General features: G+C 63.5%; 14 protein-coding genes and 2 rRNA genes. 9 read left to right on the forward strand and 7 right to left on the reverse strand.

Annotation, left to right across the window (positions count from 1 at the left end; all coding sequences use genetic code 11):
• The 3 genes from BH683_RS00745 to glsA all read left to right on the forward strand — a co-directional run bounded on the left by BH683_RS00745 (position 1) and on the right by glsA (position 5,106).
• Positions 1 to 3,140 (forward strand): 23S ribosomal RNA (locus BH683_RS00745).
• A gap of 118 nt (positions 3,141 to 3,258) precedes the next feature.
• Positions 3,259 to 3,375: ribosomal RNA gene (gene rrf, locus BH683_RS00750) — 5S ribosomal RNA — on the forward strand.
• A 339-nt stretch (positions 3,376 to 3,714) separates the two neighbouring features.
• Entirely contained in the window at positions 3,715 to 5,106 is a 1,392-nt protein-coding gene (gene glsA, locus BH683_RS00755; RefSeq protein WP_084834362.1) for a glutaminase A, read from the forward strand.
• Here glsA and BH683_RS00760 read toward each other — a convergent pair.
• Positions 5,103 to 5,651 (reverse strand): NUDIX hydrolase, encoded by a 549-nt coding sequence (locus tag BH683_RS00760; protein ID WP_084834363.1) that lies wholly within the window; start codon positions 5,649 to 5,651, stop codon positions 5,103 to 5,105. The genes glsA and BH683_RS00760 overlap by 4 nt on opposite strands.
• A 69-nt stretch (positions 5,652 to 5,720) precedes the next feature.
• Between BH683_RS00760 and nucS the strand changes: the two genes are divergently transcribed.
• Positions 5,721 to 6,401, forward strand: a complete 681-nt coding sequence (gene nucS / locus BH683_RS00765; protein WP_084834387.1) for an endonuclease NucS — start codon at positions 5,721 to 5,723, stop codon at positions 6,399 to 6,401.
• Between the two features lie 16 nt (positions 6,402 to 6,417).
• The gene (locus BH683_RS00770) at positions 6,418 to 6,660 is read left to right on the forward strand and encodes a hypothetical protein (RefSeq protein ID WP_084834364.1); all 243 of its coding nucleotides are present in this window, start codon (positions 6,418 to 6,420) and stop codon (positions 6,658 to 6,660) included.
• Here the strand turns inward: BH683_RS00770 and BH683_RS00775 are convergent.
• Both BH683_RS00775 and mce read right to left on the reverse strand, forming a co-directional pair.
• The gene (locus BH683_RS00775; protein WP_084834365.1) at positions 6,641 to 7,678 is read right to left on the reverse strand and encodes a hypothetical protein; all 1,038 of its coding nucleotides are present in this window, start codon (positions 7,676 to 7,678) and stop codon (positions 6,641 to 6,643) included. The two genes, BH683_RS00770 and BH683_RS00775, sit on opposite strands and share 20 nt — an antisense overlap.
• Before the next feature lie 127 nt (positions 7,679 to 7,805).
• A complete protein-coding gene (mce, locus tag BH683_RS00780; protein WP_084834366.1) occupies positions 7,806 to 8,288 on the reverse strand; it encodes a methylmalonyl-CoA epimerase in 483 nt (160 codons plus the stop codon).
• 113 nt (positions 8,289 to 8,401) lie between these two features.
• Here mce and BH683_RS00785 point away from each other — a divergent pair, with 113 nt between their 5' ends.
• The 4 genes from BH683_RS00785 to BH683_RS00800 all read left to right on the forward strand — a co-directional run bounded on the left by BH683_RS00785 (position 8,402) and on the right by BH683_RS00800 (position 12,225).
• The gene (locus BH683_RS00785) at positions 8,402 to 9,589 is read left to right on the forward strand and encodes an acetyl-CoA C-acetyltransferase (RefSeq protein ID WP_084834367.1); all 1,188 of its coding nucleotides are present in this window, start codon (positions 8,402 to 8,404) and stop codon (positions 9,587 to 9,589) included.
• Complete coding sequence (locus BH683_RS00790; RefSeq protein ID WP_084834368.1) at positions 9,586 to 9,939, forward strand: DUF3817 domain-containing protein; 354 nt, start codon at positions 9,586 to 9,588, stop codon at positions 9,937 to 9,939. Before BH683_RS00785 ends, BH683_RS00790 begins: the two co-directional genes overlap by 4 nt.
• A gap of 50 nt (positions 9,940 to 9,989) precedes the next feature.
• A complete protein-coding gene (locus BH683_RS00795; RefSeq protein ID WP_246833127.1) occupies positions 9,990 to 11,144 on the forward strand; it encodes an MFS transporter in 1,155 nt (384 codons plus the stop codon).
• A 160-nt stretch (positions 11,145 to 11,304) separates the two neighbouring features.
• On the forward strand, positions 11,305 to 12,225 hold the full coding sequence (locus BH683_RS00800) for a tetratricopeptide repeat protein (protein ID WP_084834370.1): 921 nt from the start codon (positions 11,305 to 11,307) through the stop codon (positions 12,223 to 12,225).
• 32 nt (positions 12,226 to 12,257) lie between these two features.
• Here the strand turns inward: BH683_RS00800 and BH683_RS00805 are convergent, their stop codons facing one another.
• The 4 genes from BH683_RS00805 to BH683_RS00820 form a co-directional block, all read right to left on the reverse strand.
• Positions 12,258 to 13,709, reverse strand: a complete 1,452-nt coding sequence (locus tag BH683_RS00805; RefSeq protein ID WP_084834371.1) for a hypothetical protein — start codon at positions 13,707 to 13,709, stop codon at positions 12,258 to 12,260.
• Between the two features lie 15 nt (positions 13,710 to 13,724).
• Positions 13,725 to 15,941 (reverse strand): 1,4-alpha-glucan branching protein GlgB, encoded by a 2,217-nt coding sequence (gene glgB / locus BH683_RS00810; protein WP_084834372.1) that lies wholly within the window; start codon positions 15,939 to 15,941, stop codon positions 13,725 to 13,727.
• Entirely contained in the window at positions 15,938 to 17,944 is a 2,007-nt protein-coding gene (locus BH683_RS00815; RefSeq protein ID WP_084834388.1) for a maltotransferase domain-containing protein, read from the reverse strand. The genes glgB and BH683_RS00815 overlap by 4 nt, the downstream gene beginning before the upstream one ends.
• 88 nt (positions 17,945 to 18,032) lie before the next feature.
• On the reverse strand, positions 18,033 to 20,171 hold the full coding sequence (locus BH683_RS00820) for an ATP-dependent DNA helicase (RefSeq protein WP_084834373.1): 2,139 nt from the start codon (positions 20,169 to 20,171) through the stop codon (positions 18,033 to 18,035).
• Positions 20,172 to 20,201: the final 30 nt, after the last annotated feature.

The raw sequence follows: 20,201 nt of genomic DNA on the forward strand, positions 1-20,201 counted from the left end.
TTGTAAGTGTGTAAGAGCGTACGGTGGATGCCTTGGCACCAGGAGCCGATGAAGGACGTAGGAGGCTGCGATAAGCCTCGGGGAGCTGTCAACCGAGCTGTGATCCGAGGGTGTCCGAATGGGGAAACCCAGCACGAGTGATGTCGTGTTACCCACCTGTGAATATATAGCGGGTGTGGAGGGAACGTGGGGAAGTGAAACATCTCAGTACCTACAGGAAGAGAAAACAATAGTGATTCCGTGAGTAGTGGCGAGCGAAAGCGGATGAGGCTAAACCATGCATATGTGATACCCGGCAGGGGTTGTGTGTGTGGGGTTGTGGGATCTATTTTGTCCATTCTGCCGGATGGGCCGACAGTGAGAAATCAGTGTGTTAGTCGAAGTGGTCTGGAACGGCCTGTCGTAGAGGGTGAGAGTCCCGTAGACGAAAACATGTTGACTGTTGTAGTAGACACCCAAGTAGCAGCGGGCCCGTGAAATCTGCTGTGAATCTGTCGGGACCACCCGATAAGCCTGAATACTCCCTGGTGACCGATAGCGGACTAGTACCGTGAGGGAAAGGTGAAAAGTACCCCGGGAGGGGAGTGAAATAGTACCTGAAACCGTGCGCTTACAATCCGTCAAAGCCTGCGAGCCATTTGGTTGGCTGTGGGTGATGGCGTGCCTTTTGAAGAATGAGCCTGCGAGTTAGTGCTCGGTGGCGAGGTTAACCCGTGTGGGGTAGCCGTAGCGAAAGCGAGTCCGAATAGGGCGGTGGAGTCGCCGGGTCTAGACCCGAAGCGGAGTGATCTACCCATGGCCAGGTTGAAGCGACGGTAAGACGTCGTGGAGGACCGAACCCACTTCAGTTGAAAATGGAGGGGATGAGCTGTGGGTAGGGGTGAAAGGCCAATCAAACTCCGTGATAGCTGGTTCTCCCCGAAATGCATTTAGGTGCAGCGTCGCATGTTTCTCACTGGAGGTAGAGCTACTGGATGGCCGATGGGCCCTACAAGGTTACTGACGTCAGCCAAACTCCGAATGCCGGTGAGTGAGAGTGCGGCAGTGAGACTGCGGGCGATAAGGTTCGTAGTCGAGAGGGAAACAGCCCAGATCGCCGGCTAAGGCCCCTAAGCGTGTACTAAGTGGAAAAGGATGTGGGGTCGCGAAGACAACCAGGAGGTTGGCTTAGAAGCAGCCACCCTTGAAAGAGTGCGTAATAGCTCACTGGTCAAGTGATCCTGCGCCGACAATGTAGCGGGGCTCAAGTACACCGCCGAAGCCGCGGCACTCACACAAGACATTCTCTTCATCCTGCGGGGTGTTGAGCAGTGGTGTGGGTGGGTAGGGGAGCGTCCTGCATCCCTGGAAGCCACAGAGTGATCTAGTGGTGGAGGGTGTGGGAGTGAGAATGCAGGCATGAGTAGCGAAAGAACAGTGAGAAACTGTTCCGCCGAATGACCAAGGGTTCCTGGGCCAGGCTAATCCGCCCAGGGTGAGTCGGGACCTAAGGCGAGGCCGACAGGCGTAGTCGATGGACAACGGGTTGATATTCCCGTACCCGTGTAGTCGCGCCCGTGATGAATCAGCTGTACTAACCGCCCTGAATGTTCCTTAGCCGCCTTCGGGTGGCCCTGGGACTGGATGCGCGGGACCTTGGTTGGTAGTAGTCAAGCGATGGGGTGACGCAGGAAGGTAGTGGGGCCAGTCAGTGGTTGTACTGGTGTAAGCCTGTAGGGCGTGTTCTAGGCAAATCCGGAACACATATAAGCCTGAGAGGTGATGCGTAGCCGAATGAGGCGAATTCCATGATCCTATGCTGCCGAGAAAAGCCTCTAGCGAGTGGCGACACGGCCCGTACCCCAAACCAACACAGGTGGTCAGGTAGAGAATACTAAGGCGATCGAGAGAACTGTGGTTAAGGAACTCGGCAAAATGCCCCCGTAACTTCGGGAGAAGGGGGACCACGTCTGGTGATCCGATTTACTCGGTGAGCTGGGTGTGGTCGCAGAGACCAGAGAGAAGCGACTGTTTACTAAAAACACAGGTCCGTGCGAAGTCGTAAGACGATGTATACGGACTGACGCCTGCCCGGTGCTGGAAGGTTAAGAGGACCGGTTAACACCTTTGGGTGTGAAGCTGAGAATTTAAGCCCCAGTAAACGGCGGTGGTAACTATAACCATCCTAAGGTAGCGAAATTCCTTGTCGGGTAAGTTCCGACCTGCACGAATGGCGTAACGACTTCTCTGCTGTCTCAACCACAGACTCGGCGAAATTGCAGTACGAGTAAAGATGCTCGTTACGCGCGGCAGGACGAAAAGACCCCGGGACCTTCACTATAGCTTGGTATTGGTGTTCGGTTCGGTTTGTGTAGGATAGGTGGGAGACTGTGAAGCATGCACGCCAGTGTGTGTGGAGTCGTTGTTGAAATACCACTCTGATCGTATTGGATATCTAACCTCGGACCATGATCTGGTTCAGGGACAGTGCCTGGTGGGTAGTTTAACTGGGGCGGTTGCCTCCTAAAATGTAACGGAGGCGCCCAAAGGTTCCCTCAGCCTGGTTGGCAATCAGGTGTTGAGTGTAAGTGCACAAGGGAGCTTGACTGTGAGACGTACATGTCGAGCAGGGACGAAAGTCGGGACTAGTGATCCGGCACCGGCAAGTGGAAGCGGTGTCGCTCAACGGATAAAAGGTACCCCGGGGATAACAGGCTGATCTTCCCCAAGAGTCCATATCGACGGGATGGTTTGGCACCTCGATGTCGGCTCGTCGCATCCTGGGGCTGGAGTAGGTCCCAAGGGTTGGGCTGTTCGCCCATTAAAGCGGCACGCGAGCTGGGTTTAGAACGTCGTGAGACAGTTCGGTCTCTATCCGCCGCGCGCGTAAGAAACTTGAGGAAACCTGTCCCTAGTACGAGAGGACCGGGACGGACGAACCTCTGGTGTGCCAGTTGTCCTACCAAGGGCACTGCTGGTTAGCTACGTTCGGAAGGGATAACCGCTGAAAGCATCTAAGCGGGAAGCCTGTTCCAAGATGAGGTTTCTCACCACCTTCGCGTGGTTAAGGCCCCCCACAGACCATGGGGTAGATAGGCCAGAACTGGAAGTCGGGTAACCGATGCAGGTGACTGGTACTAATCGGCCGAGGACTTACAACCAAAACAAGTAATGAAACTTTTGTTTCGCATCCACTGTGCAATATCTGAAACAACACACAAACAACACAATGATCAGCACTAATCACTTGTGGTTTGTGTGATGGTTGTTTCATAGAGTTACGGCGGCTATAGCGGTGGGGAAACGCCCGGTCCCATTCCGAACCCGGAAGCTAAGCCCACCAGCGCCAATGGTACTGCACCCTAATCAGTGTGGGAGAGTAGGACACCGCCGAACACAATTTGCGAATACCCCGCATACAAGAACCCCGGTTCTCGTATGCGGGGTATTTTGCTATCCCCACACCAACCGCCGACCGGGCCCTTTCCCACACCGACCGGGCCCTTTCTGACCTCGACCGGGCCCATACACACCGGCGATCGGCAGACGCCCGAACCGGCCGGCACGCTCGACAACCAAAAGGGCACGCTCGACAACCACAAGGGCACGCTCGACGTTCGGAAGAGCCCGCTCGGATGTAGGCCCCTCATTCGTGACGTGAGGTCCTAGAGTGCGTTGTGGGGGTCTTTGCCGTCTGACCTGCCACTATGCGTGCATGTTTGCTTAGATGACACCATGTCACTGTTTGCGGGGCCATCGTTGGTGGAGTCATATCTCGAACAGATCCACAACAGCTGCTTGGTGGGCGGTGAGGGCGCTCTCGCGGACTACATACCCGAACTTGCCGGGGTCGACCCAACCGGTTTCGGCCTGTCACTCGCACTGCACGACGGGTATGTGTATTCGATCGCCGATGCTGATATCGGATTCACCATCCAGTCGGTGTCCAAACCATTGACGTACGCACTCGCACTGACACACAAGGGTTTCGACGCCGTCGATGAACGAATCGGTGTGGAGCCATCGGGTGAGGCGTTCAACGAGATCAGTGTCGATTCCAAGCGACGCCCGCGTAATCCGATGATCAATGCCGGCGCAATTCTCTCGGCCTCCTTGCTTCTGGAAGTCGAGCCCGACGTGGATACGGCGTTTGGCGAGCTGGTCGACTTCTATTCTGCATGTGCGGGACGCAAGCTCGTCCTGGACGAGGACGTGTACCGGTCCGAGATGAAGAGCGGCGCACGTAACCGCGCGATCGCATACATGCTTCAGAGTTTTGGTGTTCTTCACGCGGAACCGGAACACGCGATTGATCTCTACTTCCGCCAATGCTCGGTGGTGGTCACGACGGACGATCTGGCCGTGATCGGTGGAACCCTGGCCAATGGCGGCGTGAATCCGAGGACCGGCCGTCGCGCCGTGTCCCAGTCCGTCGTTCAGCGTGTGTTGAGCGTGATGACCACCTGCGGTATGTACGACGGAGCGGGAGACTGGGTGACCACCGTCGGGCTTCCTGCCAAAAGCGGGGTCGGCGGCGGAATCATGGCTGTGCTGCCCGGTCAGCTCGGGATCGGTGTGTATTCGCCGTTGCTGGACGAACACGGCAACAGTGTGCGGGGCGTCAAGGCGTGTAAGCGTCTATCGTCGGATCTGGGTCTGCACATGTTCAACGTTGCCCGGGAAAGCCGCGTCACCGTCAGGGGTTTCTACAGCGCCCATGAACTGCACATCACCACGGACCGTAGTGACTCCGAACGCCGTTATCTACACGGCAAGCATGATCGGATCAGGATCTACGAACTGCAAGGTGATCTGACGTTCTCGGGAACCGAAAGTGTGTTGCGTCGGCTGCGGTCGTCGGCCACCGAGTTCGAAGTCGCCATCTTGGACCTGAGCCGCGTCGACCATGTGGACGAGGTGTCTCGGTCGATGTTCGTCGGCGCGAGTCAGAACCTCCGGGGATTGCAGCGCAGCGCTGTCATCGTCGATCCCGATGGAGTGGTGATCAAGAGACACAGCCACGCGTCCGAGCCGGCACGCGGTGCGCAATTCGTGGTGACGACCATGCACGAGGCGCTCACCCGCGCCGAGGATTTCTTGCTGAAGTTGGCGGTCGAAGAGGGTTAGGCCGTGGTCGTCGTATCGTGCGTGATCAGCAATGCCAGCGCAGCCAGGGTCTGCGCATCACAGATCACACCTGAGGAGACGGCTGCCCAGACCTCGTCGATCGGCCACCATCGTGCGTCCATGTCCTGTTCCTCGTGTTCGCGTGCCGGGTTCCCCGCACTGAGGCCCTCGGCGAGGAAGACCGCCTGTCGTTGACTGCTGAAACCCGGTGCCACATCGACAGATCCGATCTGCGTCAACGCCTCGGCCCGGAGTCCGGTCTCCTCGGCGAGCTCCCTCTCTGCGAGTTCTTCCGGAGGCAGACTCTGCCGGTCGGGGGCTGTTCCTGCGGGCAGCTCCCAGCGCCGGGCGCCCACCGCATATCGGAACTGTTCGACCAGATACAGCCGGCCGTCGTCGCGCGGGATGACGATCACGCCGGAGGGCTTGTCTATGACGCTGTAGATACCCGGGCTGCCATCGGCGCGAACGATCTGGTCCTCACGCAGCGACAGCCAGGGATTGGCATAGATCTCGGTTGAGGACACTCGCTTGATCGACACCACACCAGAATATGGCGGGCGCACGGCACGGGGATCGCGGGAGTCCGGCCCCGCGCGCCTAAGGTGGACGTCGTGCGTCTAGTCATTGCCGAGTGCCAGGTCGACTATGTGGGTCGACTCACCGCCCACCTTCCCCGAGCCCGTCGTCTCCTGTTGATCAAGTCCGACGGTTCGGTGAGCGTGCATGCCGACGATCGTGCCTACAAGCCGCTGAACTGGATGAGTCCGCCGTGTTGGCTGGTGGAGACCGAGCCGGACACCCCTGATGCTCCCCAGCTCTGGATTGTCACGAACAAGGCAGGCGAGGAGCTTCAGATCACCATCTTCGGTGTGGAGCACGATTCGAGTCACGAGCTCGGCCTTGATCCTGGACTGATCAAGGACGGCGTCGAAGCGCATCTGCAGGAATTGCTGGCCGAGCACGTCGAGACTCTCGGTAGCGGCTACTCACTCGTCAGACGCGAGTACATGACCGCCATCGGACCGGTGGACCTGTTGTGCCGGGATGCCGATGGCGTCTCGGTCGCAGTGGAGATCAAACGCCGCGGTGAGATCGACGGCGTCGAACAGCTGACGCGTTACCTCGAACTGATGAATCGCGACCCCTTGCTGGCGCCGGTCCATGGGGTGTTCGCGGCGCAGCAGATCAAGCCGCAAGCGAAAACACTGGCCAATGATCGAGGAATTCGTTGCGTGACACTCGATTACGACAAGCTCCGGGGAACCGAGAGCACCGAGTTCAAGCTCTTCTAGGACCAAGAGAACAACCGTGGAGATCATCGAGTCGGGACCGGACGGGTACGACCACTATGTCCGGCCGATCAGCGGTCAAAGCGCGGTCAAAGAGTATCGATGCCCCGGCTGCAATCAGGTGATCTTCGCCCGTACGCCACACGTGGTCGTCTGGCCCGCCGACGATTACGGTGGTGGGAGCCTCGTCGCCGAGCGCAGGCACTGGCACACCGGTTGCTGGCGTCGCCGGAAGAACATCGCTAGCGGTAAGAAGCGCTGATCTCCTCTGGAGCGTCGTCCACATCGGCTTCGGCGTCTGCAGGGCTCGCGGCGGTCGAGGGGTCGGCATCGTCCTCGGAGTGGTCCGAAGTTGCCTGGGACCCGGACTTGTCCAGCAGCGCGTTGTCGGAGAGTTCCTTGTTCAGAAGGCCCGTGGTGTCGGGATCGAGGAGATCCGACTCGGACTCGGACTCGGCGAGAAGTTGTGGAACCTCGTCCAGCTGACTGCGAATCTCGCTGAGCTGTGCCAACATCCTGCTGCGCAGCACCCGGATCTGCTCGGTGAGCTCCTGTGCGCGCGTGAGTCGTTCGGTCGCAGCCGATGCGGCGCGTTGTCGTGTGCTCTCCGCCTCCGCCCGTGCGGTGTCGAGACGTTCCTTGGCCTCGGCCTTGCTGTTGCGGTCGAGCTCTTTCGCCTGCTCGAGAGCCTCTGAGCGCCGAGCGGCCATCGTCAGGTCGAAATCTTCCTGAATCCGTTCCCGGTTGCTCTGGGCCCGGGCATCGAGTTCTTCGGCCTGCGCGGTGGCCTCGGCGATGATGCGCTTGGCCTGTTCGTGAGCAGCGCTCATGGTGGCTTCGTGCTCGGATTCCATCGCCTCACGCCGCCGCGCCATCTCCTCGCGTTGGCGAGCGATCTCGTCACGGTGCTCCTGTGCCTCCTGCCGCGCGATCGACAGTGTCTCTGCGGCTTCGGCTTCCGAGCGGGCGCGAATTTCTGATGCCTCGTCGGAGGCCAGCCGGAGCATGCTTGACACCCGCTCGCTCATGCCCTGCACCGTGGTCGGCGGGACGGAGAGTTTGTTGACCTCGCGGCGCAGCTCGTCGATGTCGTCACGGGCGATCTCGAGATTGTCGGCGAGCTCACGCGCGTTGGCGGTGGCGGCGTCCCGATCTGCCGCGATGACCCGCATCTCGGCATCGAAACGCCGGAAGAAGTCATTGACCTGGTCACGGTCGTATCCGCGCATGACAGTGGCAAACGGCAAGCCGGAAGCAGAGGTGGCCTCGTGGTTTGGCATGGTCGCGATTTTACGCTGCTGCAGCGGCCATACCTGCCGCGACGGACCGACGTCTGCGATGAGTTACCGTGCTGCAACCATCACACGTGAGCGAGTGACCCTGGGGGTCCGCTCCGCTGCCGGGTACTCAGTGGGGGTCAGCGGCAGGCTCGACCAGTTCGAGCAGAACGCCGCCGGCATCCTTCGGGTGGATGAAGTTGATGCGGGAGTTCGCGGTACCGCGGCGAGGGGCGTCGTAGAGCACCCGGATGCCGTTCGCGACCAGGCGGCGGGTGACCTCTTCGACGTCGGTGACCCGCACGGCCATCTGTTGCAGGCCGGGGCCGTTGCGGTCGATGAACTTCGCGATCGTGGAGGTCTCGTCGATAGGGGAGAGCAACTGGATCAGCGCGTGCGTCTTCTCGGCGCCCTCGGGGCCGACCATGGCCTCCACGACGCCCTGCGCCTCGTTGGTCTCCTGATGCAGGGTGACCAGACCGAGGTTGTCGAGGTACCAGGCCTTCGCGGCGTCGAGGTCGGGCACGGCGATGCCCACGTGATCGATTGCGGTGACCAGATCGCCGATGGCGCTCAGCGTCGCTGACTGGGGGTTCTGTTCAGAGGCACTCATGGTCTAAAGGTAGCGTCGGGGGCGGCCATTACACCATTCAGCCACTGGCCGGGAGACTTTTGCTCCCGGTTGCCGGATCACCCCGGCGGTTTTGTCGAGAGAGGTCAGAAGAGATGTCGACGTCGGTAATCGTGTCGGGAGCGCGCACCCCCATCGGGAGATTGATGGGCTCGCTCAAGGATTTCAGCGCTGTGGACCTGGGCGCGATCGCCATCCGCGGGGCACTCGAGAAGGGGAACGTTCCCGCCTCTGAGGTCGAGTACGTGATCATGGGTCAGGTGCTGGGCGCGGGCGCCGGGCAGATGCCCGCGAAGCAGACGGCAGTCAAGGCCGGAATCGGCTGGGACGTGCCGGCTCTCACCATCAACAAGATGTGTCTGTCGGGGATCGACGCGATCGCGCTGGCCGACCAGCTCATCCGCGCGGGCGAGTTCGAGTGCGTTGTGGCCGGTGGCCAGGAGTCGATGACCCAGGCCCCGCATATTCTCCCGGGCAGCCGTGGCGGTTTCAAATACGGCAACACCGAGCTGGTCGATCACATGGCTTTCGACGGACTGCACGATCCGTTCACCGACCAGGCCATGGGAGCCCTCACCGAGCAGCAGAACGACGTCGAGAAGTTCACCCGCGCCCAGCAGGACGAGTTCGCTGCCCAGTCGCACCAGCGTGCTGCGACTGCATGGAAGAACGGCGTGTTCGCTGACGAGGTCGTACCCGTGAGCATCCCCCAGCGCAAGGGTGACCCGATCGAGTTCTCCGAGGACGAAGGCATCCGGGCTGACACCACCGCTGATTCACTCGGTCGCCTGCGGCCCGCGTTCCGTAAGGACGGCACGATCACCGCGGGTAACTCCTCGCAGATCTCCGACGGCGCAGCCGCGGTCATCGTGATGAGCAAGTCGAAGGCCGAGGCCCTCGGACTCGAGTGGCTGGCCGAGATCGGTCCGCACGGCGTCGTCGCCGGACCCGACTCCACACTTCAGCATCAACCGGCCAACGCCATCCGCAAGGCCTGCGGGCGTGCGGGCATCGACCCCAAGGATCTCGATCTCCTCGAGATCAACGAGGCCTTCGCAGCGGTCGGTCTGTCTTCCGCCGCCGAGCTCGGTGTCGACGAGAGCAAGGTCAACGTGAACGGCGGCGCGATCGCGGTCGGCCATCCGATCGGCGTGTCCGGTGCGCGGATCACGCTGCACCTCGCACTGGAACTGGCCAGGCGGGGCGGTGGCACAGGTGCCGCAGCGCTGTGTGGCGCCGGCGGACAGGGCGATGCCCTCATCATCACGGTGCCTGCGAAATGAGTGCGCCGGCAACAGCGCTGCTGTTTCGTATCGTCGCCATCGCCGAGGCCGTGACCTGGCTGGCGCTGCTGATCGCGATGTTCTTCAAATGGGTACTGGGCCATGAGGAGGCCGTTGCCGTACCGGGCATGGTGCACGGCATCGTGTTCGTCGTCTATCTCGTCGTGACCGTGTACACCGCGCTCCGGTTGCGGTGGAATGCCACCTCGTCAAAGCAGATGCTCACCATCACCGCTGTCGCGTTGGTCGCCAGCATCCCGCCCTTCGGAACCCTCGTGTTCGAGTGGTGGGCGCAGCGCAACGGGCATCTCACCGACGCAGGCCGTACAACCAAGGCTGCCGCCTCCTGACAACAATCCCGGTCGCCGCCACCCATCTGCACCCCAGGGTGCGGGTGGCGGTGTCCGGGATCTTCGCTCTCAACGGCCTGCTCGCCGCCATGTGGGTGGCTCACATTCCGGTGGTGCAGTCGCGGACCGGGGTCGACCATGCCACCCTCGGTGGCCTGTTGCTGGCGCTCGGCGGGTCCGCGTTCATCGGCATGCAGGTGATGGGACCGCTGACCGATCGCTTCGGATCCCGGTATCCCACCGTCATCAGCGCGATCGCTCTGTCTGGCGCCATCGTGCTGCCCGGCATGGCCACCGGGACCACCTCACTCGCGCTGGCCCTGGTGGCATTCGGATTCTGTAACGGCGCGCTGGATGTCTGCATGAACTCACAGGCGGTTCTCACCGAACGTGGCTACGGCCGCCCCATCATGTCGTCGTTCCACGGATTCTTCTCCGTCGGAGGTCTGGTCGGTTCAGGTGTCGTGGCGGCCACGGTGGCGACCGACGTCCCATTGCCGGTGACCTTGCTCGTGTGCTGCGGGCTCGGCATTGCGACGACTGTGCTGCTGGCGGGCTCCCTACTCGCCGGACGCCCCGGCGACGGACGCTCGGATGCAGAGATCGTCGCGGACGGACCGGAGCACAAACCGTGGGGGCGGATCGCACTGCTGGCTGCGGTGGCCTTCTGCGTGATGCTCGCCGAGGGCACTGCCTACGACTGGAGTGCTCTGCACCTTGTCGAGCGTTTCGACCAGCCTGAAGCGATGGGCGCCGTGGCGTTCGGGGCGTTCAGCGCGACGATGGTGATCTCGAGATTCTCGGCGGACGCCGTGAGCGCGAGACTCGGTCCGGTGGCGGTGGTGCGGGTGGGAGCGCTGGTCGCGGTTGCGGGGATCGCCGTGGTCATCTGCTCGCCGACGCCGCTGCTGAGTGTCGTCGGCTGGGCGCTCTTCGGCCTGGGCGTGGCTGGGGGAGTGCCGCAGTTGTTCACCGCAGCGGGAAATCTCTCGAAGCGGTCGAGCGGTCAGACCATCTCGCTGGTGGTGGGCTTCGGATACGTCGGAATGTTGTCCGGCCCGGCCGTCATCGGTCCGGTGAGCCACTGGTGGTCGCTCGGGTCTGCGCTGTGGATCGCGGCAGCGGGAATGCTGTTCGCCGCGGTGGCAGCCCCCATCGTCCGGCCGCGCGCCGCCATGACCGATCCGGTGGGCACGCCTGGCTGACTCGGGCGACCTGCCGGGTCGGACTCGAGCGCTGTCAGCTTGTGGCGAACGCCGGAAGACCTGAGCACACATCGCTCCGCGGTCGTGCCAAACTGGACTGGTGAGCAGACCGCAACAACGTAATCCCGCTTCCGCCTCCGCAGTGAGAGCAGCCGCCGCGATGTCCGGTGCAGTCGACCTGTCCGTATTGAAGGAACGTGCCGATGCCGGGCGCGCGCAGGCGAATCGACCTGCTGCGCCGACACCCCCCGCCGGCCGTGCCCCGGCGCCGTCGGGCGGCGCGTTCCCCGCGGTATACGACGTCACCGAGGCCGATTTCGAAGCCGACGTCGTGGCCCGATCCGATCAGGTCCTGGTGCTCGTCGATCTGTGGGCGACCTGGTGCGAGCCGTGCAAACAGCTCTCGCCGACCCTGGAGGCGCTGGCCGCGCAGTCCGGTGGCAAGTGGGTGCTGGCGAAGGTCGATGTGGACGCCAACCCGCGGATCGCGCAGTTGTTCGGAGTTCAGTCGATCCCGACCGTGGTGGCGATCGTCGCCGGGCAGCCGGTGTCGGCGTTCGCAGGGGTTCAGCCGGCCGGGCAGATCCAGGGCTGGATCGACGACATCCTCGTCAAACACGGAGGCGAGCTGACCGGTGCGCCGGCTGCGGACGGCGCCGAGCCCGAACCGGAGCCCGAGGACCCGCGCATGATCGCCGCGGAGAACAAGCTCAACGAGGGCGACATCGACGGCGCCCTCGCCGACTACAAGGAAATCGCTGCAGCGGAACCGGGGAACGTCGAAGCGGCTTCCCTGGTGCGCAACCTCGAGTTCGTCGCCCGGGCCCAGAAACACGACGCCGCAACCCTCGCCGACGCTGCACCGGACGATGTTCCGGCCCAGCTGGCGGCGGCCGACCTCGAATTGCTCAACCAGCAGCCCGAAGCCGCGTTCGATCGCATCATCAAGGTGATCTCACGGACCGCAGGCGACGAGCGGACCGAAGCCAGGACCAGACTGCTCGAACTGTTCGAACTGTTCGATCCGGCCGAGACGTTCGTGGTCGCGGCTCGGCGCAAACTGGCAACAGCGCTGTACTGAGCACCCCGGCGCCCGGGGAACGTCGCGCGGCCTCACGGGTCGTAGCGCGAGCAGCCGTTCTCCGGGTCGAAATATCCGACTGTGAAGGCGTCGATCCGCGCGAATCCGCTGGGCAGTGAGCGGCCGGCGACGTCGCTTGCCACTGCTCCGCTCACCAGCAGACCCGACACCAGCTCGTCGAGATCGCCACCACGCAGCGTGAACGTGCCGGAGTCGGCGGTGGAACGGGCCCATCGGCCGGTGTCGCAGGCAGCTCTCGCTGCGGTGACCGGCTGGTCGATCACCTGGCCGCGGGCGCTCTGCGCGGCGACCGAATACCGCGATGCCACCAGCGAATAGGCGCTGAAGTCGCCGCCGATGAAGCTCGGCAACCCGGCCGGACCGTTCGTGCCGTTGGTGGCGATCAGCGCGAGCTGATCGGGGTCCATCGACACCGTGTTGGTGGTGGGGCAGAAAGCGACCGGTGCCTGCGCGACCACCGCGACACTGACGTCCGCGCACGAGCCGTCTGGCGCGGTGCGCACAACCGCGGGCCGCACCTCGTCGGAGAGGTCGAAGAAGCTCTCCACCGACGTCACCACGGATTGCAGGCCTGCCTCACTGAAGGGCGTGGAGTCGATCGACCCGGTGTTGTCGAATCGCGGGGGCATCTGATCGCGCTTCTCGTCGACGTGGAGCTGGCCGATCCCGCCGCAGACGGCGGCACCTGAGCTGAACCCCGTCTCGAAAGCATCGGCACGCTCGAAGGCGGTACCGTGATCGGATTGGCCGCGACGACCGTCCCGTGCGGAGATGAGCGCCGCGATCGCGCTGTTCAACCCGTCCCCGGTGTTGATCTCGAGATACGTGCCGCGGCCCTCGGCGAGCCAGCGGATGAAGGTGCCCGAGAGGCAGTCGGCCTGTTGCTCGCTGACGATGGGTGAGGCGGACTTGTCGAAGCCACCGATCATCTGGATGTAGTGCCCGTACTCGTGCGCGATCACGGTGACCGGGGCCATCGGACCGAACTCCTCGAGCAGCGCCGGCATCAGCACCCCTCTGTCCCAACCGATTTCGACGCGATCGGGGCAGAACGCCGCGTTGACCTGACGAAATGTGGACTCTCCACAGAATGACTCCGACAGCGACTCGGACGTTTCGGCATCCCAGGAGACGAAGCTGAGGCCGGTTTTGAAGCGCTGACCGAACGCGGGTTCGAAGGCTTCTTTCCAGTAGAGGTCCAGGTCGGCGAGGGCAGCGGCCATCAGTTCGTCGATCTGGTCACCGGTGCCCCCGCGAATGTCCAGGTCTGGTCCGGTGGTACCCGCGCGCAGCCCACTGGGCCCGGTCGTGACGGGCAATCCTGCAACGGTGAAGGGATCGCTGAAGGCGGACACCGCATCGCCGGACACCTGCTCGCGGCGATCGTCGGACGCGGCGCAGGCCGCCAACATCAGTAGGACAACGCCGAACAGCGGCCCGATCAGTACCCGACCGGTTTTCATCAAGCGCCTCGGCCGTCAGGCCGGGGTGAGCCAGATGGCCCCGTTGGCAGGCAGGGTCAACCGGGCGCAGGCCGGCCGGCCGTGCCATTGCTCTTCCGCTGCGATCACCTGACCGAGGTTGCCCTCGCCGCTGCCGCTGTATGCCGGTGCGTCGGTGTTGAGGATCTCTGTCCACGTGCCTGCCGACGGCAGACCCACGCGATATTCGGTACGGGTGGTGCCGGAGAAGTTGAACACACAGGCGACCACCGAACCGTCTGATCCCCAGCGTAGGAAACTGATGATGTTGCCCGCGGTGTCGTTGGCGTCGATCCACGAGTAGCCGTTGGGCGTGACGTCCTGACTGTAGAGCGCAGGATGGCTCTTGTAGACGCTGTTCAGATCGGTGACCAGTGACTGGACCCCGGAGTGCAATTCACCTTCCCAGCCCTCGAGTTGGTCCCAGGACAAACTGCGGTTCTCCGACCACTCCGGTGTCTGCGCGAACTCCTGGCCCATGAACAGCAATTGCTTGCCGGGATGCGCCCACATGTAGGCGAGTAGCGATCGGACGCCCGCGGCCTTGGCCCGGGAGTCTCCCGGCATCCGTGACCACAACGTGCCTTTGCCGTGCACCACCTCGTCGTGGCTGATCGGCAGGACGAAGTTCTCGCTCCAGGCGTACATCAGCGAGAAGGTGATCTCGTGGTGGTGGAAACTACGGTGGATCTGGTCGCGGCCGAGGTAGCCCAGGGTGTCGTGCATCCAGCCCATGTTCCACTTCATGCTGAAACCGAGCCCGCCGAGATTGGTGGTGCGAGTTACGCCAGGCCAGGACGTGGACTCTTCGGCGACGGTCACGACTCCCGGATGGTGCTTGTGCACGGTGGCGTTCATCTCCTGGATGAACTGGACTGCCTCGAGATTCTCGCGCCCGCCGTAGATGTTGGGAGACCAGCCCCCTTCGGGTCGCGAATAGTCGAGATAGAGCATGGAGGCCACGGCATCGACCCGCAGTCCATCGATGTGGAACTGATCGAACCAGTAGAGCGCGTTGGCGACCAGGAAGTTGCGGACCTCGTTGCGCCCGAAGTCGAAAACGTAGGTGCCCCAATCCAATTGCTCACCTCGTTGAGGATCGCCGTGCTCGTAGAGCGGGGTGCCGTCGAAGCGCGCCAACGCCCAGGCGTCCTTCGGGAAATGGGCGGGAACCCAATCGACGAGGACTCCGATTCCGAGGGAGTGGAGATGGTCGACGAAGTACCGGAAGTCGTCGGGGCTTCCGAAGCGCGACGTCGGTGCGTAGTACGAGGTGACCTGGTAACCCCATGAGCCGCCGAAGGGATGCTCGGACACCGGCAGCAGCTCGACGTGCGTGAAACCGAGTTGAACCACGTAGTCGCCGAGCTGTTGCGCCAGTTCGCGGTAGTCCAGACCCTGGCGCCACGATCCGAGGTGGACTTCGTAGACACTCATCGCCTCGTCGGTGGCCACGATGTGTTCGCGGTCTGCGATCCACGTGTCGTCGGTCCACTCGAAGGACGTCTCCGGGATCACCGACGCGGTGGCCGGCGGAACCTCTGTGGCCCGTGCCATCGGATCGGCTTTCTCGCGCACGATGCCGTCGTTGCCGGTGATGCGGAACTTGTAGGTGGTGCCTGGCCCTACGTCAGGGACGAACACCTCCCACACCCCGCTCGATCCCAGGGATCGCATCGGCGCCGTGTGTCCCCGCCAACCGTCGAAGCTGCCGATGAGGGTGACGCCCTGGGCGTTGGGTGCCCACACCGCGAAACTGGTGCCGCCGACCTCGCCGTCCGCGGTCGTATAGACCCGTGCCTGCGGGCCGAGGATTTCCCACAGCCGTTCGTGGCGACCCTCGGTGAACAGGTGGATGTCCAGCTCGCCGAGGCTGGGCAGGAACCGGTAACCGTCGGCGACGACGAACTCACGGTCTGAGTCGCCGTCATCGGCGCCCGGATAGGTGACTCGATAGCGGTAATCGATGAGGTCGGTGATCGGCACCGCTGCGACCCAGAGAGCGGAATCCTGTTGTTTCAGAGGGTATTCGACCCCACCGATGATCGCGCTCACTGCGCTAGCGTCCGGTTTGAGCGTGCGCAGCACGGTGTGGTCACCGACCGGATGGGCGCCCAGGACGCCGTGCGGGTTGTGATGGGTGCCTGCGAGCAGCCGGTCGAGGTCTGCCGCGGGCAGCAATGCGTCGGGTACAGCGTCTGATGAAGTGGTCATGAGGGTGTCCTGAACGCGAGATTACGGCGGGCGGCTTCGGGCATGGGAGGTAACGCGACGATGTGGGCCACAGATCGCCAGGGTTCGAGTCGAACGAAGTTGGCCTGGCCCCAGTGGAAACTCTCGCCGCTGACCTCGTCCACCCCGCTGAAGCGGTCCTGCCAGTCGTATCCGATGGACGGCATGTCCAGCCACAGCGTGGACTCTTCCGCCCCATACGGGTTGATGTTCACCACGACCACCACGGTATCCCCGGTTTTCGGGTCGAACTTGGAATACGCGATCAACGCATCGTTGTCCACGTGGTGGAACTTCAGGTAGCGCAGCTGCTGCAGAGCGGGATGTCGCCGCCGGATCTCGTTCAGCGACCGGATCCAGCCCTCGAGCGACTCGCCCCGACTCGATGCCCCCTTGTAGTCGCGGGGACGCAATTCGTACTTCTCGGAATCGAGGTACTCCTCGCTGCCTTCCCGGACGGCGTGGTGTTCATACAGCTCATACCCGCTGTACACACCCCAGGTGGGGGACAGGGTCGCGGCGAGTGCCGCGCGCAGCGCGAACATCCCGGGGCCGCCGTGCTGTAGCGATTCATGGAGGATGTCGGGGGTGTTCACGAACAGGTTCGGCCTGGCGATGTCGGCGTTACCCGCGATCTCCTTGCCGAACTCGGTGAGCTCCCACTTCGCGGTGCGCCAGGTGAAGTACGTATACGACTGGGTGAAGCCGAGCTTGCCCAAGCCGTACAGGCGGGCCGGGCGGGTGAACGCCTCGGCCAGGAACAGCACGTCGGGATCGCGTTTCTTGACCTCGACGATGAGCCATTCCCAGAAGTCCGGTGGCTTGGTATGTGGGTTGTCAACCCGAAAGATCTTGACGCCCCTGGCAACCCAGCCGAGAACCACCTTGAGGACACCCCGGAAGATGCCGTTGCGGTCATCATCGAAGTTGAGTGGGTAGATGTCCTGGTATTTCTTCGGCGGATTCTCGGCATAACGGATGCTGCCATCTGGTTCGGCGGTGAACCAGTCCGGATGTTCGGTGGTCCACGGGTGATCTGGTGCGCATTGGAGAGCGAGGTCGAGTGCAACCTCCATGCCCAGTTCCTCGGTGCGATGGCGGAAGTATTCGAAGTCTTCGAAAGAACCGAGGCGAGGATGGATCGCGTCGTGCCCACCGTCCTTGGACCCGATGGCCCACGGTGAACCGACGTCGTCAGGGCCCGCGGTCACCGAATTGTTGGGCCCCTTACGGTTGACCTCGCCGATCGGGTGGATCGGCGGGAGGTACACGACGTCGAAGCCCATGTCCGCGATCCGAGGGAGATCTTCGGCAGCCGTCAGGAACGTCCCGTGCACCGGATGTCCCTCGTTGTCCCAACCGCCGGTGGAGCGAGGGAACAGCTCGTACCACGATCCGAACAGGGCCCTGGTCCGGTCGACCCACACACGGTGTGTACGGCTCTTGGTCACCAGCTCGCGGACGGGGTAGGTGGTCAGCAGGTGAGCTGTCTGCGCCGACAACGCGGGTCCGACGCGGTCCGGGAGCGCCAGATGCGTGTCGCGGAGCGCTGTGGCGGCGTTCGTCAGCGAGTCACGATCTGTCGGGGGTGTGAGCTCGAGGGCGCGGTCGAGTAGCCGCGCACCTCGTTCGATGTCGTTTGCGAGCTCTGCACTCCCTTGACCGGCCGCCAGCTTTTTGTCCATCGCATCGCGCCAGGTGCTGAAGGGGTCGCTCCACGCGTCGATGCGATACGACCAGTAGCCCGTCGCGTCGGGGCTGAAGAATGCGTTGAACGTATCGGGCTCGGCACCCGGCGACATTCGGACGTCCAACGCGCCCGCGCGGGTTGGGCCCTCGACGTGCAACGTGGCGGCGACCGCGTCGTGGCCCTCGCGCCATACGGTTGCACTGACTGGAAAGATCTCTCCGACAACCGCTTTCGCGGCAAACTGTCCCGAAGAAACCACTGGGGCTATGTCATCGATCCCGATGCGCCCAATCACGTTGTCGGCCACCTCTCACAGTGTTGTTGCCAGCGTTGCTCACGTCGTCGTGCTGTTCTCCACCGTAGGCGACTACGAGGTAATCGGCTCAGGCTCCGTCGCCATCGGTGGTGTTCGTCCCCTGCAGTCGGGACAGCGCGCCGCGCACCAACCGGCCATCGGTCGTGCGCCAGAACGGCGGCAGCGACGCGAGCAGATAGTTCCCGTAGCGGGCTGTGGCCAAACGTGAGTCGAGTATCGCGATCACCCCGCGGTCCGACGTACCGCGTAGAAGACGCCCTGTGCCCTGCGCAAGCAGCAGAGCGGCATGTCCTGCCGCGATGGCCATGAAACCGTTGCCACCGCGCGCGGCGACCGCTCGTTGCCGCGCCATCAGCAGGGGATCGTCGGGTCGGGGAAAAGGGATGCGATCGATCAGCACGAGGTTCAGCGATGGGCCGGGCACATCGACGCCTTGCCACAGCGACAGGGTTCCGAACAGGCAGGTCTTCTCGTCGGCGGCGAACTCTTTCACCAGCGCGCCCGTTGCGCCCTCGCCCTGGCACAGGACAGGCAGATCGATGCGCGTACGAACGGCTTCGGCCGCCTCTTTTGCCGCCCGCATGGAAGAGAACAGGCCCAGCGTCCGTCCACCGGCGGCGGTGATCAGGTCGACCACCTCGTCGAGAGTGCGGGCCGACATCCCCTCGCGGCCGGGCGCGGGCAGATGTTTGGCCACGTAGAGAATGGCTGCCTTCTGGTGGTCGAACGGGGACCCCACGTCGAGACCGTTCCAGGTGACCTTCTTCTCGTCGGCCGGCGGGGGTTTGCCGATCGCGGTGATGCTCTGCGCGGACTTCGTGGCCTCCGTCTCCGGGTCGGGGTCGCCATCTGCCGACGTGCCGTTCTGCGTACCGGGGCGATGTGGTGGCAGTCCCCAGCTCGCGGCCAAGCCGTCGAACGATCCGCCGACGGTCAACGTCGCCGAGGTCAAGATGACTGTCGCGTGCGCGAACAACGAGGCCCGTAACAGTCCGCCGACCGACAACGGCGCGACCCGCAACACGCGCTTGCGGTCGCCGCGGACGAGGTCTTCGCCGATCCAGACCACGTCGGGTCGTTTCGCCTCGTCGGGGTCGTCGAACGCGGCAAGGATGCGTACCGCGGTGTCGTGCATTTCCTCGAGGCTGGTCAGCGCCGCCGACCGGGCCGCGTTCGCCTCGGGGTCGACCTCGCCGCTGCGACGCACCGGTCCGATCGCGGTGTGCGCCCTCCACAGCCGGTCACGCAGCGACGACAGTGCCAGCGGCGCTCCGTCGGGGAGCCCGGTCCAGCGGCCCGGCGCATTCTCGTCGAGCAGTGATTCGATGAGTTCGCCGCTGCCGGAGATGTCGTCCGCGACTTCGTCATCGACAAGCTTTGCGCACCGCCGGGCCACGCCGGCCACCGATGCGCCGGAGATCTCGGCGGTCGCCACCGACGTGATGCGGTCGGCGAGTTCGTGGGCTTCGTCGACCACCACGACATCGTGCTCGGGCAGGATCGCGGCCGGACTCATCGCATCGATGGCCAACAGCGCGTGATTGGTGACGACGACGTCGGCCTTTCCCGCCTTGGCCTTGGCTTTCTCGGCGAAACAATCCGCGCCGTAGGAGCAGTTGGTGGCGCCGAGGCATTCGCGTGCCGAGACACTGACCTGGCGCCACGACCGGTCGGTCACCCCGGGCGTCAGGTCATCGCGATCGCCGGTCTCGGTGTCCGATGTCCATTCGCGAAGTCGGGTGACCTCACGGCCGAGCCGGGAGGCCGCGAACGGGTCGGCCTTTCCGCCGCCGCTCGCCTCGAACAGATCCCCGTCCGGTTCCTCGATGGTGCCCGCGTGGATCTTGTTCAGGCACAGATAGTTTCCGCGTCCTTTGAGGATGGCGAACTCGGGTGCGCGGCCCAGGGGGCCGGTGAGGGCTGCGGCGGTCCGGGGGAGATCGCGTTCGACGAGCTGGCGCTGTAGCGCGATGGTGGCGGTCGAGACCACCACCGTCTTACCGGTGTCCACTGCGTGACGCAGCGACGGCACCAGATACGCCAGAGACTTGCCGGTGCCGGTTCCGGCCTGTACGGCCAGATGCTCTCCCGTGTCGATGGAGTGGGCAACCGCCGAAGCCATCTTCAGCTGTCCGTCGCGCCTGGCCCCACCGAGCGCCTCGACCGCCGACGACAGCAGATCGGGCACCTCGGGGATGTCTGTCATCGCGCCCCGGTGGTCCGTAGCGCACGGACC

The organism is Williamsia sp. 1138, from assembly GCF_002095435.2.
Classification (GTDB): domain Bacteria; phylum Actinomycetota; class Actinomycetes; order Mycobacteriales; family Mycobacteriaceae; genus Williamsia.

Bases quoted from the DNA above. Each gene is read 5' to 3' on its own strand.
- glsA (WP_084834362.1), top strand. From the start codon at position 3,715: ATGTCACTGTTTGCGGGGCCATCGTTGGTGGAGTCATATCTCGAACAG.
- BH683_RS00775 (WP_084834365.1), bottom strand. From the start codon at position 7,678: ATGCCAAACCACGAGGCCACCTCTGCTTCCGGCTTGCCGTTTGCCACT.
- mce (WP_084834366.1), bottom strand. From the start codon at position 8,288: ATGAGTGCCTCTGAACAGAACCCCCAGTCAGCGACGCTGAGCGCCATC.
- BH683_RS00785 (WP_084834367.1), top strand. From the start codon at position 8,402: ATGTCGACGTCGGTAATCGTGTCGGGAGCGCGCACCCCCATCGGGAGA.
- BH683_RS00790 (WP_084834368.1), top strand. From the start codon at position 9,586: ATGAGTGCGCCGGCAACAGCGCTGCTGTTTCGTATCGTCGCCATCGCC.
- BH683_RS00800 (WP_084834370.1), top strand. From the start codon at position 11,305: ATGTCCGGTGCAGTCGACCTGTCCGTATTGAAGGAACGTGCCGATGCC.
- BH683_RS00805 (WP_084834371.1), bottom strand. From the start codon at position 13,709: ATGAAAACCGGTCGGGTACTGATCGGGCCGCTGTTCGGCGTTGTCCTA.
- glgB (WP_084834372.1), bottom strand. From the start codon at position 15,941: ATGACCACTTCATCAGACGCTGTACCCGACGCATTGCTGCCCGCGGCA.
- BH683_RS00820 (WP_084834373.1), bottom strand. From the start codon at position 20,171: ATGACAGACATCCCCGAGGTGCCCGATCTGCTGTCGTCGGCGGTCGAG.